Below are 13,193 nucleotides of genomic sequence, written 5' to 3'. Positions count from 1 at the left end.
CGAGGGTGTCAGCGCCTCTTGACGGCGATGCCAGCCATGCCGAGCTGTTCGCCCGGGGCGAGGTTCCCGGGGTCGACGGGGCCGTCGGGGCGCCACAGGGCCGTGTACGTGACGCCGGGTTCGACGAGCTCGAAGCCGTCCCCGAACTGGGCCTCGATCTCCGCGGGGGTGCGGGCCCAGCCCTCTTCGAGGTTCTCGCGGGTGATGCGGGCGAGTTCCTGCTGCTGCGGGAGGCCGGTGTCGACCAGCGACGTGATGAACAGGTGGCTGCCGGGGACGAGGACGTCGCGGTAGGCGGCGACGACGTCGTCGACCACGTCCGGGGAGAGGTAGTGCAGCATCCCGACCAGCATGATCACCGCGGGGCGGGAGAAGTCGAGGAAGCCCTTCACCTCGTCCGCGGAGAGGATGGCCGCGGGGTCGCGGACGTCGCCGGTCATCACCCTGGTGACGTGGTCGTCGGCCAGCAGGGCGCGCCCGTGCACCGACACCAGCGGGTCGATGTCGACATAGACGACGCGCGCTCCGGGGTTCTCGCGCTGGGCGACCTCGTGGGTGTTCTCGACGGTGGGCAGCCCGCTGCCGAGGTCGAGGAACTGGTCCATCCCGGCGTCCCGCGCCAGGTACCGGATGCCCCGGACGAGGACCTTGCGGTTCTCGACCGCCGACTCCCGCAGCCCCGGGATGAACTCCGCCGTCTGGTCGGCCAGGGCGCGGTCGGCGGCGAAGTTGTCCTTGCCGCCGAGCAGCGCGTCGTAGGCGCGGGCGATGGTGGGCTTGCTGAAGTCCAGCTCGGCCGGAGGCCACTCCGGCGTCTCGTCCGCGCGGTCGTCCGCCATGGTCACCCTGTCCGGTCGTGGTCCGATGTCTGGATCATGGTAATCCGGACGGATGCCCTAAGTGGTGCGAAGCGCCCGTAGCGATTCCTTCAGTGAGCTCACCGTGCCGAAGACGGCCGTGGGCTCGTAACCGCAGTGGGCCATGCAGTTGGCACAGCGGGGGTCGCGGCCCCGGCCGTAGGACTCCCAGTCGGTCTCGTCGAGGAGTTCCTTGTAGGTCTGGGCGTAGCCGTCCGACATCAGGTAGCAGGGACGCTGCCACCCGAAGAGGGAGTACGACGGGATCGCCCAGGCCGTGCAGGGAAAGTCGACCTTGCCCTCCAGGAAGTCCAGGAAGAGGGGCGAGTGGTTGAGCCGCCACCTTTTCCGGTTCCCGCCGGCGAAGGCCTTGGCGAACAGTTCCCGGGTTTCCTGGACGCCGAGGAAGTGCTCCTGGTCGGGTGCCTTGTCGTAGGCGTACCCCGGCGAGATCATCATCTCGTCGACCTTGAGGTCGTCATTGAGGTAGTTGAGGACCTCGATGACGGTCTGCGGGGTGTCGGTGTTGAAGAACGTCGTGTTCGTCGTGACGCGGAAACCGCGGCGCTGGCATTCGCGGACGGCGGCGACCGCGTCGTCGAAGACGCCCTCCTTGCACACGGACTCGTCGTGGCGTTCCTGGAGGCCGTCGATGTGCACCGCCCACGCGAAATAGGGCGACGGCTTGAACTTGTCGAGCTTCTTCGGGATGAGCAGCGCGTTCGTGCACAGGAAGACGAACTTCCTGCGCCTGACGAGTTCACCCACGATCTCGTCGATCTGCGGGTGCATGAGGGGTTCGCCGCCCGCGATGGACACCATGGGCGCGCCGCACTCCTCGATCGCGGCGACGGCCTGCTCGACGGGCATGCGCTTCTTCAGCACGTCGGCGGGATGCTGGATCTTGCCGCAGCCGGCGCAGGCCAGGTTGCAGGCGAACAGCGGTTCCAGTTCGACGATCAGCGGGAACTTCTCCTTGCCGCGCAGCTTGTTGCGGAGGATGTAGCTCCCGATGCGAACGCTTTGGCGTAGCGGCATGCTCATGGTCTCCGGACCTCCTTTGGCACGGCGGATTCGGCGGTCTCCAGGTAGCGGCCCAGGGCGCTGATCGGGAACACCAGCCGGTAGAGGTGGTAGTTGATGTAGAAGTCGCCGGGGAAACCGGTGCCGGTGAAGTGCTCCTCGTCCCAGTTCCCGTCCGGGCGCTGATGGTCGACGAGCCACCGGACGCCGCCGTCCACCGCGGCGGAGCGTTCACCGGCGGCGAGCAGCGCCAGCAGCGCCCACGCCGTCTGGGACGCCGTGGACGCGCCCCGGCCGATCCAGGACGGGTCGTCGTAGGAGCGCAAATCCTCGCCCCAGCCGCCGTCGTCGTTCTGGTGCTCTTCCAGCCAGGTCACCGCGCGGCGGATCGCGGGCTTGTCCGGGCGGACGCCGGCGGCGATGAGCGCAGGCACCACGCTTCCCGTCCCGTAGACGTGGTTGGCCCCCCACCGCCCGAACCAGGAGCCGTCCGCCTCCTGGGCCTTCAGCAGCCACACGACGGCCCGTTTGACCACGGTCGTCTCCGCGAGGCCCTCCTGGGAGAGCGCCTCGACGACGTGGGCGGTGACGTCCGCGGACGGCGGGTCGATGACCGCGCCGAAGTCGCAGAACGGCAGCTTGGTGCACAGCTCGCGGGTGTTGTCGGCGTCGAAGGCGCCGAAGCCGCCGTCGCGGGAGGCCATGCCGGACAGCCAGCGGACGGCGCGTTCGATCGGCGCCGCCGCGTCCGGGAAGTCGGCCTTGCGGAGCGCGAGGATCGCCTCGGCGGTGTCGTCGGTGTCGGGGTAGCAGTCGTTGTCGAACTCGAAGGCCCAGCCGCCCGGCGGGAGGCCGGGGCGCCGCACCGACCAGTCGCCCGGCCCCTTGACCTCCTCGCCGACGACCCAGGCCGCCGCCCGCAGCAGGGCCGGATCACCGGCGGGCACTCCGGCGTCGCCGAGGGCGTTCATGGCGAGGACGGTGTCCCATACCGGCGACTGGCACGCCTCCAGCCGGCGCCCCTTCTCGTCCCTGATCGTGAAGCGGTCGAGCCCGGCGAGACCGCGCTTCATGACCGGATGGTCGAGGCCGTAGCCGAGTTCGTGCAGGGCCATCAGCGAGTACACCCACGGCGGCTGGATGCCGCCCCAGCAGCCGTCGGCCTCCTGGCGGGCGATGATCCAGTCGGCTGCACGGCGGAGCGCGGCGGCCCGCAGCGGGCGCACCGGCCGCTTCTCGTACACGTGCAGGACGCGGTCGAGCGTGCCGAACACGCGCCCCCAGCCCTTCGCGTCCTGCGCCGGGCGCACACCGCTGCGCAGCTCCGGCAGGTCGAACGGCAGGGCCCGGACGGGACGCAGCGACCCCAGGACCGTCAGCGGGACGATCGTCTGCCGCGCCCAGCAGGCCCAGTCGTAGACGTTCAGCGGCACCCGGCTCGGCAGGAACATCAGCTCGGGCGGCATGACGGGCAGGTCGTCCCACGACCACTGCCCGAACAGCGCCAGCCAGATCCGGGTGAACACGCGGCCGCCCTCGATGCCGCCCGCCTCCCGCACGTACGCGGCGGCGCGCCGCATGTGACCGGCGTCCACGGGGTCCCCGGCCAGCCGCAGCGCGACGTACGCCTCGATCGTCGTGGACGGGTCGGGCGGGCCGCCGAAGAAGTTCGCCCACGTCCCGTCGGCGCGCTGCTGCGAGCGGATCCAGCGCGCCGCCTCACGGGTGTCGTCTTCGGAGCCGACGCCGAGGAACCGGCGGAGCAGCAGGTCCTCCGCGTCCATGGTCACGTTGGTCTCCAGCTCCGCCTTCCACCAGCCCTCGGGCGACTGGAGGCCGAGCAGATGGTCGCGGGCCGCCTCCGCGGCGGCGGCCGCCGCGCCGGTGAGTCCGGGAACTTCCGTCGTGGTCATGCGCGCTCCTTCGCGTCCGCGTTGGTGGAGGTCAGTGGTCCCGGGAGGTGACGAAGAGGGCGATGTCGCGGAACTCGGCGCGGACGCGGTCGTCCATCCCCGAGCCGGCGAGGTGCCGTTCGGCCGACGCGATGCGGCGGTCCGCCTCGGCCGCGGCCCAGTCCCGTCCGCCCGCCGCCTCGACCAGGTGCGCCATCTCCTTCAGCGCGTCCTCGGACGGCTGCTCCGGCCGCGCGTACAGCTCCGCGAGGCGTCCGGACTCGGCGGTTCCGGCGTTCAGCGCGAAGACCACGGGCAGCGACTTCTTCCGCGCCCGCAGGTCCGACAGGACGGGCTTGCCGGTCGTGTCCGGGCTGCCCCAGATGCCGAGCAGGTCGTCGACGAGCTGGAACGCCAGGCCCATCTCGGCCCCGAAACCGGTCAGCGCGGTGACGAGCCGCGCCGGTCCCTCGCCGAGCATCGCCCCGATCGAGCAGGCGCAGGCGAGCAGCGCCCCCGTCTTGTCGGCCGCCATGGTCAGGCACTCGTCGAGGGACACGTCGTCGCGCTGCTCGAACCCGAGGTCGAGCGCCTGCCCCGTGATGAGCCGCTGCGTGGCGGCGGTCAGCGCCCGCGCCGCCCAGTGCGCGCCGCGCGTGTGCCCGTCCAGCAGCAGGTTCTCCGACAGCGCCAGCAGCGCGTCGCCGCCGAGGATGGCGGCGGACGGACCGAACACCGTCCACGCGGCGGGACGGTGCCGGCGGGTGCGGTCGCCGTCCATGATGTCGTCGTGCAGCAGCGAGAACGCGTGCACGAACTCGACGGCGACGGCGCCGGGCAGCGCCGTCTCGGGGGGCGTCCCGGCGGCGCGGGCCGACAGCAGCGCCAGCGCGGGACGCAGCGCCTTCCCGCCGGCCGCGGCGGGGCGGCCGTCCTCGTCGGTCCAGCCGAGGTGGTAGGCGACGACGCGGCGGGTCCAGGGGTCGAGCCGCTCGGCGGAGGCGCGCATCGCCTGGTCCACCAGCGCGCGTCCGTCGGCGATGGGGGTCGGGACGGTCGTCATCGGCCGTTCACCTCGTCGGTGCTCGTGGACGTGCTCGCGTACGCGCCCGGGTCGTTCAGGTGCCGGCGGACGAGGCGGGCGGCGCTGAGACCACTGCGCACGGCTCCCTCCATCGTGTCGGGCCAGCCCGTGTCGGTCCACGCGCCGGCGAGGAACAGCCACGGCAGCCGGGTCGCGGACGCGGGACGCAGCGCGCCGCTGCCGGGGCTCTGACGGAACGTCGCGTGCCGTTCCCGCGTCACGAAGAAGTCGGTGACGCGGGCGCGGCGGGCCGCCGGGAACAGCCGCTCCAGCGCGGGCAGGTACACCTCCCGCAGCGCGGCGGCCGGGGTGTCGATCCAGCGGTCGGCGGCCGAGACCGAGACCGCGAGGTACTGGCCGCCGGCCGCCCCGCTCTCACCGGCCGGCCCGTTCTCACCGGCCAGGCCGCTGACGCCGGTCCGGTCGAACACCCACTGGACGGGTGAGCCGACCGCCGCGGCGAACGGCTCCCGCATGACCGGCCGGTCGTAGACGACGTGGACGTTGACGATGGGGCTGGAGCCGAGGCCCGCCCAGCCGTCCCGGTCCGGGCACGCCTCCGCGGGGACGAGCGCGGCCGCCGCCCGGTGGGGCACCGCGACGACGACGGCGTCCGCGCCGGCCGGCGAGCCGTTCACCACGAGCTTCGGCCCGGCCTCGATCGCCGACACCTTCGCCCCGAGACGGATCCGGCCGCCGCCGCGTTCGATCTTCCGCGCCGCGATCGTCCCGTGCAGGTCGCCGAGCGGGGCGGACGCGACGCCGATGTCGGCGGCGTCGGACCGGCCGAGCAGCGCCGTCTGGCACACCATCGCGGCGGGGCCGAGCGCGGCGTCGTCCAGCCCGGCGTTGAGCGCCGCCGTGACGAACAGCTCCCAGAGCGCCTCCCGCGCCCGGGGCCGCTGCCCGTGGCGGGCGAGCCAGCCGCCCATGCCGAGCCCGTCGAGGGACGGGTCGTCCGGGTCGAGGCGGTCGAGCGCCAGCGACGCGCGGACGGCGCGCAGCCGGTCGGCCGGGGACAGCAGCGCGTAGCCCGCGAGCGCGGGCAGGAAGTGCAGCGGGCCGGGCGCCTTGGCGCGGCGGAGCCGTCCGCCCGGCCCGCCGGGGGTCAGGACGCGGACGTCGAAGCGGTCCTGGACGCGGACCCGGTCCAGCGCGTCCAGCCGCTCCAGCAGCCCCCGGTACGCCGAGCAGCACTTCAGGAAGATGTGCTGCCCGTTGTCGACGGTGAGGCGCCGCCCGCCCGACTCGCGTTCGAAGGAGTGCGCGGCGCCGCCGAGCCGGGGACGCGCCTCGTAGATCGTCGTCCGCAGGCCCGCCTCCTGGAGGGCCAGCGCCGCGCTGATCCCCGCGAGGCCGCCGCCGACGACGGCGACATGGCCCCCGGGACCGCCGGCGCTCATCGGTGGCTCCCCGCCAGCGCCTTCGCGGACACGGCGGCCTTCTCCCACCCCGGCAGGGACGTGCGCGTGTCCAGCGCGGCGAGGGGGTCGGCCGTGATGCGTCTCAGCAGGCGCCGGTAGATGTCCGCCATCGCCCCGGTGCAGGCGGCGCTGCGGCGGTCGAGCATGGGGAGCAGCCTGAGCCCGGTGGCGTACCACTCCTCCGCCCGGGACGCCTCGAACCGGACCAGGGCCACCAGCCGTTCCGGCGGGTCGGTCAGGCGGCCCGCCTCGTCCCGGTGCAGCGTGCACCCGAAGCGGGCGAGGTCCTTGGCGGGGAGGTAGACGCGGCCGTTCTCCCCGTCCTCCCGGACGTCCCGCAGGATGTTCGTCAGCTGCAGCGCCACGCCGAGCGCGTCGGCGCGCGGCACGGCCGTCCCGGGGTCGGAGGTCCCGAACACGCCGAGCGACAGGCGGCCGACGGTCCCGGCGACGCACCGGCAGTACCAGAGCAGGTCGTCGAAGGTGTCGTGGACGCCGCCGCGGACGTCGGCCTCGCAGCCGTCGATCAGCTCCCCGAACGCCTCCAGCGGGATCGGGTGGCGGCGTGCCGCGTCCGCCAGCGCCACCAGCACCGGATCGGACGGATGGGCGCCGGGGTCGGCGAGGTGCGCCCGCTCGGCCGCGAGCCGCGCGAGCCTTTCCGCGGCGGGCGCGCGGTGGTCGTCGCCGATGTCGTCGATCCGGCGGGCGAAGGCGTAGACGGCGCTCAGCGCCCGCCGCTTCGGCGCGGGGAGCAGGCGGATCCCGTACGAGAAGTTGCGCGCCTGCGTGCGGACGACGTGCTCGCAGTACCGGTAGGCGCCGGCCGGCGCGGGTCCGGCCATGTCGTCGGCCATCGCGTCATCTCCTTCCCAGTGTCCGCGACCACTCGGCCAGCAGCCGCGCCTTCCTCGGCCGTGGCGAGGCCCCCAGGACGTCGTAGGCTCCGCGTTCGAGCGCCGACAGCGCGGCGAGGCCGCCCGCCACGTATCCGGCGACGGCGACCCGCGCGAATCCCCGGAGCCGCCCGGTGAGCGCCGAGCCCTCCTCCAGCAGCCGTCCCGCCCGTCCCGCCTGGAGGGCGAGCACGCCCCGCAGCCGGGTCGGGGTGACGGCGGCTCCCAGGTCGCTCTCCTCGCATCCGAACCGGCGCAGGTCGTCGCCCGGCAGGTAGATCCGCCCGTTCCGGTAGTCCTCACCGGCGTCCTGGCAGTGCTCGATGATCTGGAGCGCGGTGCACACCCGGTCGGACAGGGCGAGCCGCTCCGGGGTGGCGGCGCCGAAGACGTGCAGGACGATGTGCCCGACCGGATCGGCGGACAGCGCACAGTACGCGAGCAGGTCGTCGAACGTGGCGTACCGGGAGACGACCTGGTCCTCGCGGTTGGCGCGCAGCAGGCGGCGGAACGGCTCGGCCGGGATCGCGCGGGCGGTGACCGTCCGGGCCAGGCTGCGCATCGCCGGCAGCTCCGGCACCGCGCCCGCGTAGATCCGGTCGAGGTCGCGTTCGACGAGGTCGAGCAGGGCCGCCCGCTCGCCGGGGGGCGCCTCGTCGCCGATGTCGTCGACGAGCCGGGCATAGCCGTACACGTTCAGCAGGTGGACGCGGTGCCGCGCCGGGAGCAGCCGCGAGGCGACCGGGAAGTTCTCCCGGGCCTGGAGTTCGTCCCGGGACCGGCGTTCCTCGGTCTCGTTCCACAGGCGGGTCTCGTTCCACAGACGCTCGCTGACGGACATGGCGTTCCTTCGAGGGCGGCGGCGTGGGGCGTCAACGATGCCCGGTAACCGGGTGATCGACCGGTAAACATGGGCGCCGTGGGAGCCCCCTGTGGCCTACGTCCCCGAACCGCCGCGCCACCCCTCCCGAATATCCGTTATTTACGGAATTAGGCCGGAAGTGGTCAGTCGCGCATATGTGATCGCCCAGCGGGCAGCGAAAACGGCCCGCACACGCGGAAACCGGCATGTGCGGAGGTCAGTACGTGCGGGAGTGAGTGCGGGGAGTCAGTACGTGCCGAAGATTCCGGCGAGAATCCGCGGCGTGTGCTCGGGCGGGGCCGCCTCGGTCACCAGGGTGTTGAAGACGTGCCAGTGCCGCTCGATCTCCGCCCGCCGGACCGGGTACACGGCGCTGTTGGCCCGCTCCAGGTACACCATGTCGGGCAGGCCCTGCTGCGGGAACCGGACGAGGGTGAGCGGCCCGTCCCCGGCGACGCGCCCGCAGATCCCGAACGGCGCGATCTGGACGGTGACGTTCGGCCGCCGGCACAGCTCGACGATGTGCCGGATCTGCGCCCGCATCGTCGCCGGGTCGCCGATCGGACGCCACAGCGCCGCCTCGTCCAGCACGACCCACAGGTTGAGGGGACGCGGGCGGCGGCGCAGGACGCGCTGGCGCACCATCCGGAACTCGACGCGCCGCTCGACCTCCGGCTCGGGGTTGACGCGGCGGATCAGCGCGCGGGCGTAGTCCTCGGTCTGCAGCAGGCCGGGGACGAACTGGGCCTCGAACGTGCGGACCAGCTTGGCCGCCTGCTCGGCGCTCAGGTAGGGCCGCACCCACGCCGGGACGATGTCGCCGTCGGCGGACCACCACGGCCGGGCGGTGGTCCGCTCGGCGAGGGCCAGCAGCGTCGCGCGCTCGTCGTCGTCCGCGCCGTAGAGGGTGAGGAGGGCGGCGACGTCGGCGGCCCGGTACCCGGAGCGGCCCAGCTCCATCCGCCCGATCTTGGAGCCGGATCCCCTGATCTCCCGCGCCGCGTCCCTCCGGCTGATCCCGGCGGCCTCCCGCAGCGCGCGGAGCCGCCGCGCCAGCAGCATCCGCGGGACGAGCGGGTCCCCCTGGGCGTCTGTGGACTGTCTTCTACCGGTGATCGCAACGGAGGCCAAGGGGACTCCTCATCGGGGGGACAGGCGTGGGCGAACGCCCCACTATACCTTCACGCATTGCGCCGGACAGGGGACGGTGAGCGACGTGGTGGCTCTGCGTCAGGGTTTGCGGGCCACCGCGCAGAGGGTCGGGAGCTCCTCGACCTCGACTCCGACCTCCGGGCGCCACGCCCCGCTGGTCACGAGCCCCGGCTCCTCGATCTCCAGGCCGTCGAAGTAGCCGCGGATGAACTCGGGGCTGCGCAGCCGGAACGGGATGGCGCCGGTCTCGTCGTAGGCGCGCTGCGCCGCGTTGAACGCCTCGTTGGTGTCGTTGGAGTCGTGCAGGATGAGGTAGCTGCCGGACGCGAGCGGCTCCATCAGCCCGCGGACGACGCCGAGCGCCTCGTCGGGGTCGACGATGTGCCCCATGACGCCGATCAGCATCAGCCCGACGGGCTGGGACAGGTCGAGCAGCTCCGACGCCTTGCTCATGATCGTCTTGGGGTCGTGCAGGTCGCAGTCGATGTAGGCGGTGCGGCCTTCGCCGCTGCCGGTCAGCAGGGCGCGGGCGTGCGCGAGGACGAGGGGGTCGTTGTCGACGTAGACGACCTTCGCGTCGGGGGCGGCGCGCTGGGCCATCTCGTGGGTGTTGTCGAGGGTGGGCAGGCCGGTCCCGCAGTCCATGAACTGGCGGATGCCGCGCTCGGCGGCGAGGTACCGGATCGCGCGGTCCATGAAGTAGCGGCCGGCGCGGGCGATCGGCACGATGCCCGGATACAGCGAGTAGTACTGGTCGCCGGCGATCCGGTCGATCTCGTAGTTGTCGGTGCCGCCGAGCCAGTAGTTCCAGATCCGGGCCGACTGCGGAACGTCAGTATTGATCTTCGTCTCCGGCGCCTGTTCCGGGCCGTGGGGGGCATCCGTCATCGGGTCTGACGCTCCTTTCACCGGTACGGCTCTGTCCCTTGCACGCGGGGGCACTTACACACGTCTCTTACACGTGGGTCACGGGCCAACCTAGACCCGTCCCTCCGGAGGAGGCCAGAAACGCGGAATTCGGGCCTGTCCGCATTCCCATTGAGGACATTATTGAATACGCAGAGTGGGCATGACTCCGAGGTTGGCGTGACGGCGGTGACCACGGGGATTCCGGTGGCGATCACGGACGTCCGGCACCGGCCCGCCGGGCCGTGGACGCTGCAACGATCACTTACGGGCACGCCACGGTGCCGTCACCGAAGCCCACGGGATTCACACCTCGCCGCCCTCGCCGGTCACCACCTTTCCAGCGGAACAATTCCGACATTTACCGCTATTTCGCAACACCCGGCCGAGTAGGGCCGGGTATTCGGCTCAGCGCACCACCCAGACCGCTACCGCCAACGCCACCCGGTCGTCGAACTGAAGCGGATTGCGGCCCGTGAGCGACTCGATCCGGGCGAGCCGGTGGCGCAGCGTGTTCGGATGCAGGAATAGTGCGCGGGACGTGGCGCCGACCGCGCCTCCCATGTCGAGGAACGTGCGGAGCGTCTCGGTGAGACGGGTTCCGTGCGCGGCGTCGTACTCGCTCAGCGGGCGGGCGATCTGGTCGACGAACGGGGCCAGCTGGTCCTGGGTGAGGCGGCCGAGGAGCGCCTGGAAGGTGGCCAGATCGGAGGCGTGGACGATGCCCCCCGTGCGGCGCGCGGCGTCCAGCGCGGCCAGGCACTCGGTCAGCGACACCGGCAGGTACTCCAGCGGGCCGGGGCTGCCGACGCCCGCCGGTTCGGTCCACGCGTGGTCGTCGTTGCTGATCAGGATGGCGGTGTCGCCGTCCACGCCGAGGAGACCCGGCAGATCCTCGTCGAAGACGTCCATCGCGATCGCGAGGAGTGACTCGGGGTCGAGCCCGGCCTCGTCGATCCGGGGACGGAGCACCTCCGCGGACGCGAGCCCCTCCCGGACCATGCGCAGCAGCCGCCCGGTCTCCTCGCGCTCGTGCCGCTCGTCGTGGGTGGACGCGAGCCGTTCGGCGAACCACTCGGTGAAGCTCAGGAACGGAACCTCCGGCGGGACCTCCACGAGCGGCAGGGAGAGCCTGTCGCAGGCCTGGCGCAGCGCCTCCGGCGCGGCGGCCGTGACGTCGCCGACGCCGTAGCCGATCGCGCTGGCGCGGCTGGCCTTGGCGGAGCCGGCGAACGCGACGCACGCCTCGTCGTCCCGCAGTGACGCGCCGACCGTCAGGACGATCTCGTGGCCGCGCAGATAGGGGCCCGGGTCGAGCAGCTCAGTGGAGTGGGCCCAGCGGATCGGGCGGTCCAGCCCGTCCTCCCCGGCGACCAGGCGCAGCTGGAAGCGCGGCACCTCAAGGAGCTGCCGGACGGTGAGGCGCAGCACCGCGGGATCGCTGGTCACAGCCTCAGCCTCTCACCCCCGCCCGGCGGTGGCGTCTGATCATGACCGTGTTTTGGAGAAGGGCACGACAGCCCGGGCCTGGCGCGGTGCATTTGGCCAAGAAATCACCATGACACTTGTCACCTGGGGTTATGGCGGGTTTGCCTGATGTCTTGCCCACCTGTCGCCCACCTGTTCGGAGGTCAGATGCGGGAGCGAGTCGCACTCGTCACCGGAGCGGCGAGCGGCATCGGCGCCGCGATGGTGCGCGAGCTGTCCGGCCGCGGCTGGACGACGGCCGGCCTGGACCTGAGCCCCGCCGACGACGCCCATCACTGGGTGAGCGTGGACGTGTCGGACGCGGCGCAGGTGACCGCCGCGGTCCGGCGGATCGAGCGCGAGCTGGGGCCGATCGAGGCGGCGCTGTGCGCGGCCGGGCACTACGCGATCGTCCCGGTGTCCGACATCGCCTGGTCCGAGTGGCGGCGGATGCTCCGGGTGCACCTGGGCGGGGTGGTCAACGTCTGCAAGGCCGTGACGCCGGGAATGATGAAGCGCGGCCGGGGCAGCGTCGTCGCAGTGACGTCGGAACTGGCCATCGGCGGCGGCGACGCCGAGGCCCACTACGCGGCGGCCAAGGGCGCGGTGATCGGGTTCGTCCGGTCGCTTGCGGCGGAGCTGGCGCCGTCCGGCGTGCGGGTGAACGCGGTGGCGCCCGGCCCGACCGACACGCCGCTGCTGCCGTCCGACTCGCCCTGGCGCAGGCCCGCCTACCTGCAGACCCTCCCGGCGGGGCGGCTGACGGCCGCCGAGGAGATCGCGCTCGCCGCCGCCTACCTGGTCGAGGACGGGACGTTCTGCGCCGGCGAGATCCTGTCCCCCAACGCCGGGGCGGTGATCTAGATGGCGGTCGCACTGGTCACCGGGGCCGGCGGCGGCCTCGGCACGGCGGTCGCGCGGCGCCTCGCCGCCGCCGGGCACCTCGTCGCCCTCAACGACCACCCCGACCGGGACGTCACCGGCCTCGCCGCCGAGGTGGGCGGCGTGACGGCGCCGGCGGACGTGTCCGACCCCGAGGCCGTCGAGGCGATGGTCGCCGGCGTCGAGCGGCAGGCGGGCGAGCAGGTCGGGATCCTCGTCGCCGGGGCCGCCTACATGACGATGGCGCCGTTCGCCGAGCACGACCTGGACGACTGGTGGCGGATCATCGACGTCAACCTCGGCGGGACGTTCGCGTGCGCGCAGGCCGTCCTGCCCGGGATGGTCGAGCGCGGCGGCGGCCGGATGGTGCTGATCTCCTCCGAATGGGGGCTGATCGGATGGCCGGACGCGACCGCCTACTCCGCGTCGAAGGCCGGGATGATCGCGCTGACCAAGTCGCTGGGCCGCGAGCTGGGCCCGCTCGGCATCGCGGTGAACGCCATCGCGCCGAGCGTGATCGACACCGCCCAGCTGGAGGTGGACGCGAAGGCCGCCGGGGTGAGCGTCGACGAGATCCGCGCCCGGTACGCCGCCCGGGTGCCGCTCGGCCGCATCGCCACCCCCGAGGAGGTCGCCGAGTCGGTCGCGTTCCTCGCCGACCCGCGGCTGCCGACGCTCATCGGGCAGATCCTGCACGTCAACGGCGGTACCACGAGGGCCCGCGCATGAACCTCCCGGAAAGGAACCC

Annotated in this window: 12 protein-coding genes; 2 read left to right on the top strand and 10 right to left on the bottom strand. The window is 72.8% G+C overall.

Going from position 1 to position 13,193, the window contains the following annotated elements; all coding sequences use genetic code 11:
* Window positions 1-8 precede the first annotated feature (8 nt).
* From AB0C35_RS07680 to AB0C35_RS07635, 10 genes are all read right to left on the bottom strand, one after another.
* Window positions 9-839 carry an SAM-dependent methyltransferase gene (locus AB0C35_RS07680; RefSeq protein WP_358451747.1) on the bottom strand — a complete coding sequence of 277 codons (831 nt, stop codon included), beginning with the start codon at window positions 837-839 and terminating at the stop codon, window positions 9-11.
* 57 nt (window positions 840-896) lie between these two features.
* Window positions 897-1,901 carry an adenosyl-hopene transferase HpnH gene (gene hpnH / locus AB0C35_RS07675; RefSeq protein ID WP_358451745.1) on the bottom strand — a complete coding sequence of 335 codons (1,005 nt, stop codon included), beginning with the start codon at window positions 1,899-1,901 and terminating at the stop codon, window positions 897-899.
* Window positions 1,898-3,793 carry a squalene--hopene cyclase gene (gene shc / locus AB0C35_RS07670; protein WP_358451743.1) on the bottom strand — a complete coding sequence of 632 codons (1,896 nt, stop codon included), beginning with the start codon at window positions 3,791-3,793 and terminating at the stop codon, window positions 1,898-1,900. Before shc ends, hpnH begins: the two co-directional genes overlap by 4 nt.
* A gap of 31 nt (window positions 3,794-3,824) precedes the next feature.
* Window positions 3,825-4,835 (bottom strand): polyprenyl synthetase family protein, encoded by a 1,011-nt coding sequence (locus AB0C35_RS07665; protein WP_358451741.1) that lies wholly within the window; start codon window positions 4,833-4,835, stop codon window positions 3,825-3,827.
* The gene (gene hpnE, locus AB0C35_RS07660) at window positions 4,832-6,259 is read right to left on the bottom strand and encodes a hydroxysqualene dehydroxylase HpnE (RefSeq protein ID WP_358451739.1); all 1,428 of its coding nucleotides are present in this window, start codon (window positions 6,257-6,259) and stop codon (window positions 4,832-4,834) included. Before hpnE ends, AB0C35_RS07665 begins: the two co-directional genes overlap by 4 nt.
* Window positions 6,256-7,137, bottom strand: coding sequence for a presqualene diphosphate synthase HpnD (gene hpnD / locus AB0C35_RS07655; protein WP_358451737.1), 882 nt, complete (start codon window positions 7,135-7,137; stop codon window positions 6,256-6,258). Before hpnD ends, hpnE begins: the two co-directional genes overlap by 4 nt.
* Before the next feature lie 4 nt (window positions 7,138-7,141).
* A complete protein-coding gene (gene hpnC / locus AB0C35_RS07650; protein ID WP_358451735.1) occupies window positions 7,142-8,017 on the bottom strand; it encodes a squalene synthase HpnC in 876 nt (291 codons plus the stop codon).
* 267 nt (window positions 8,018-8,284) lie between these two features.
* A complete protein-coding gene (locus AB0C35_RS07645) occupies window positions 8,285-9,169 on the bottom strand; it encodes a helix-turn-helix transcriptional regulator (protein ID WP_358451733.1) in 885 nt (294 codons plus the stop codon).
* A gap of 99 nt (window positions 9,170-9,268) precedes the next feature.
* Window positions 9,269-10,078: an SAM-dependent methyltransferase gene (locus AB0C35_RS07640; protein ID WP_358451731.1), complete on the bottom strand. Its 810-nt coding sequence runs from the start codon at window positions 10,076-10,078 to the stop codon at window positions 9,269-9,271.
* A gap of 426 nt (window positions 10,079-10,504) precedes the next feature.
* Entirely contained in the window at window positions 10,505-11,545 is a 1,041-nt protein-coding gene (locus AB0C35_RS07635; protein WP_358451729.1) for a PucR family transcriptional regulator, read from the bottom strand.
* 186 nt (window positions 11,546-11,731) lie between these two features.
* Between AB0C35_RS07635 and AB0C35_RS07630 the strand changes: the two genes are divergently transcribed.
* Both AB0C35_RS07630 and AB0C35_RS07625 read left to right on the top strand, forming a co-directional pair.
* Window positions 11,732-12,427, top strand: coding sequence for an SDR family oxidoreductase (locus tag AB0C35_RS07630; RefSeq protein WP_358451727.1), 696 nt, complete (start codon window positions 11,732-11,734; stop codon window positions 12,425-12,427).
* On the top strand, window positions 12,428-13,174 hold the full coding sequence (locus AB0C35_RS07625; protein ID WP_358451725.1) for an SDR family oxidoreductase: 747 nt from the start codon (window positions 12,428-12,430) through the stop codon (window positions 13,172-13,174).
* The last annotated feature ends 19 nt before the right edge of the window (window positions 13,175-13,193 follow it).

It is taken from the genome of Spirillospora sp. NPDC048819 (assembly GCF_040650055.1).
Taxonomy (GTDB): Bacteria; Actinomycetota; Actinomycetes; order Streptosporangiales; family Streptosporangiaceae; genus Spirillospora.
This window is presented reverse-complemented; position numbering and strand designations above follow the sequence as displayed.

Coding starts and splice junctions, on each gene's coding strand:
- AB0C35_RS07630 (WP_358451727.1), top strand. CDS start 11,732: ATGCGGGAGCGAGTCGCACTCGTCACCGGAGCGGCGAGCGGCATCGGC.
- hpnD (WP_358451737.1), bottom strand. CDS start 7,137: ATGGCCGACGACATGGCCGGACCCGCGCCGGCCGGCGCCTACCGGTAC.
- AB0C35_RS07665 (WP_358451741.1), bottom strand. CDS start 4,835: ATGACGACCGTCCCGACCCCCATCGCCGACGGACGCGCGCTGGTGGAC.
- hpnH (WP_358451745.1), bottom strand. CDS start 1,901: ATGAGCATGCCGCTACGCCAAAGCGTTCGCATCGGGAGCTACATCCTC.
- hpnE (WP_358451739.1), bottom strand. CDS start 6,259: ATGAGCGCCGGCGGTCCCGGGGGCCATGTCGCCGTCGTCGGCGGCGGC.
- AB0C35_RS07625 (WP_358451725.1), top strand. CDS start 12,428: ATGGCGGTCGCACTGGTCACCGGGGCCGGCGGCGGCCTCGGCACGGCG.
- shc (WP_358451743.1), bottom strand. CDS start 3,793: ATGACCACGACGGAAGTTCCCGGACTCACCGGCGCGGCGGCCGCCGCC.
- hpnC (WP_358451735.1), bottom strand. CDS start 8,017: ATGTCCGTCAGCGAGCGTCTGTGGAACGAGACCCGCCTGTGGAACGAG.
- AB0C35_RS07680 (WP_358451747.1), bottom strand. CDS start 839: ATGGCGGACGACCGCGCGGACGAGACGCCGGAGTGGCCTCCGGCCGAG.
- AB0C35_RS07640 (WP_358451731.1), bottom strand. CDS start 10,078: ATGACGGATGCCCCCCACGGCCCGGAACAGGCGCCGGAGACGAAGATC.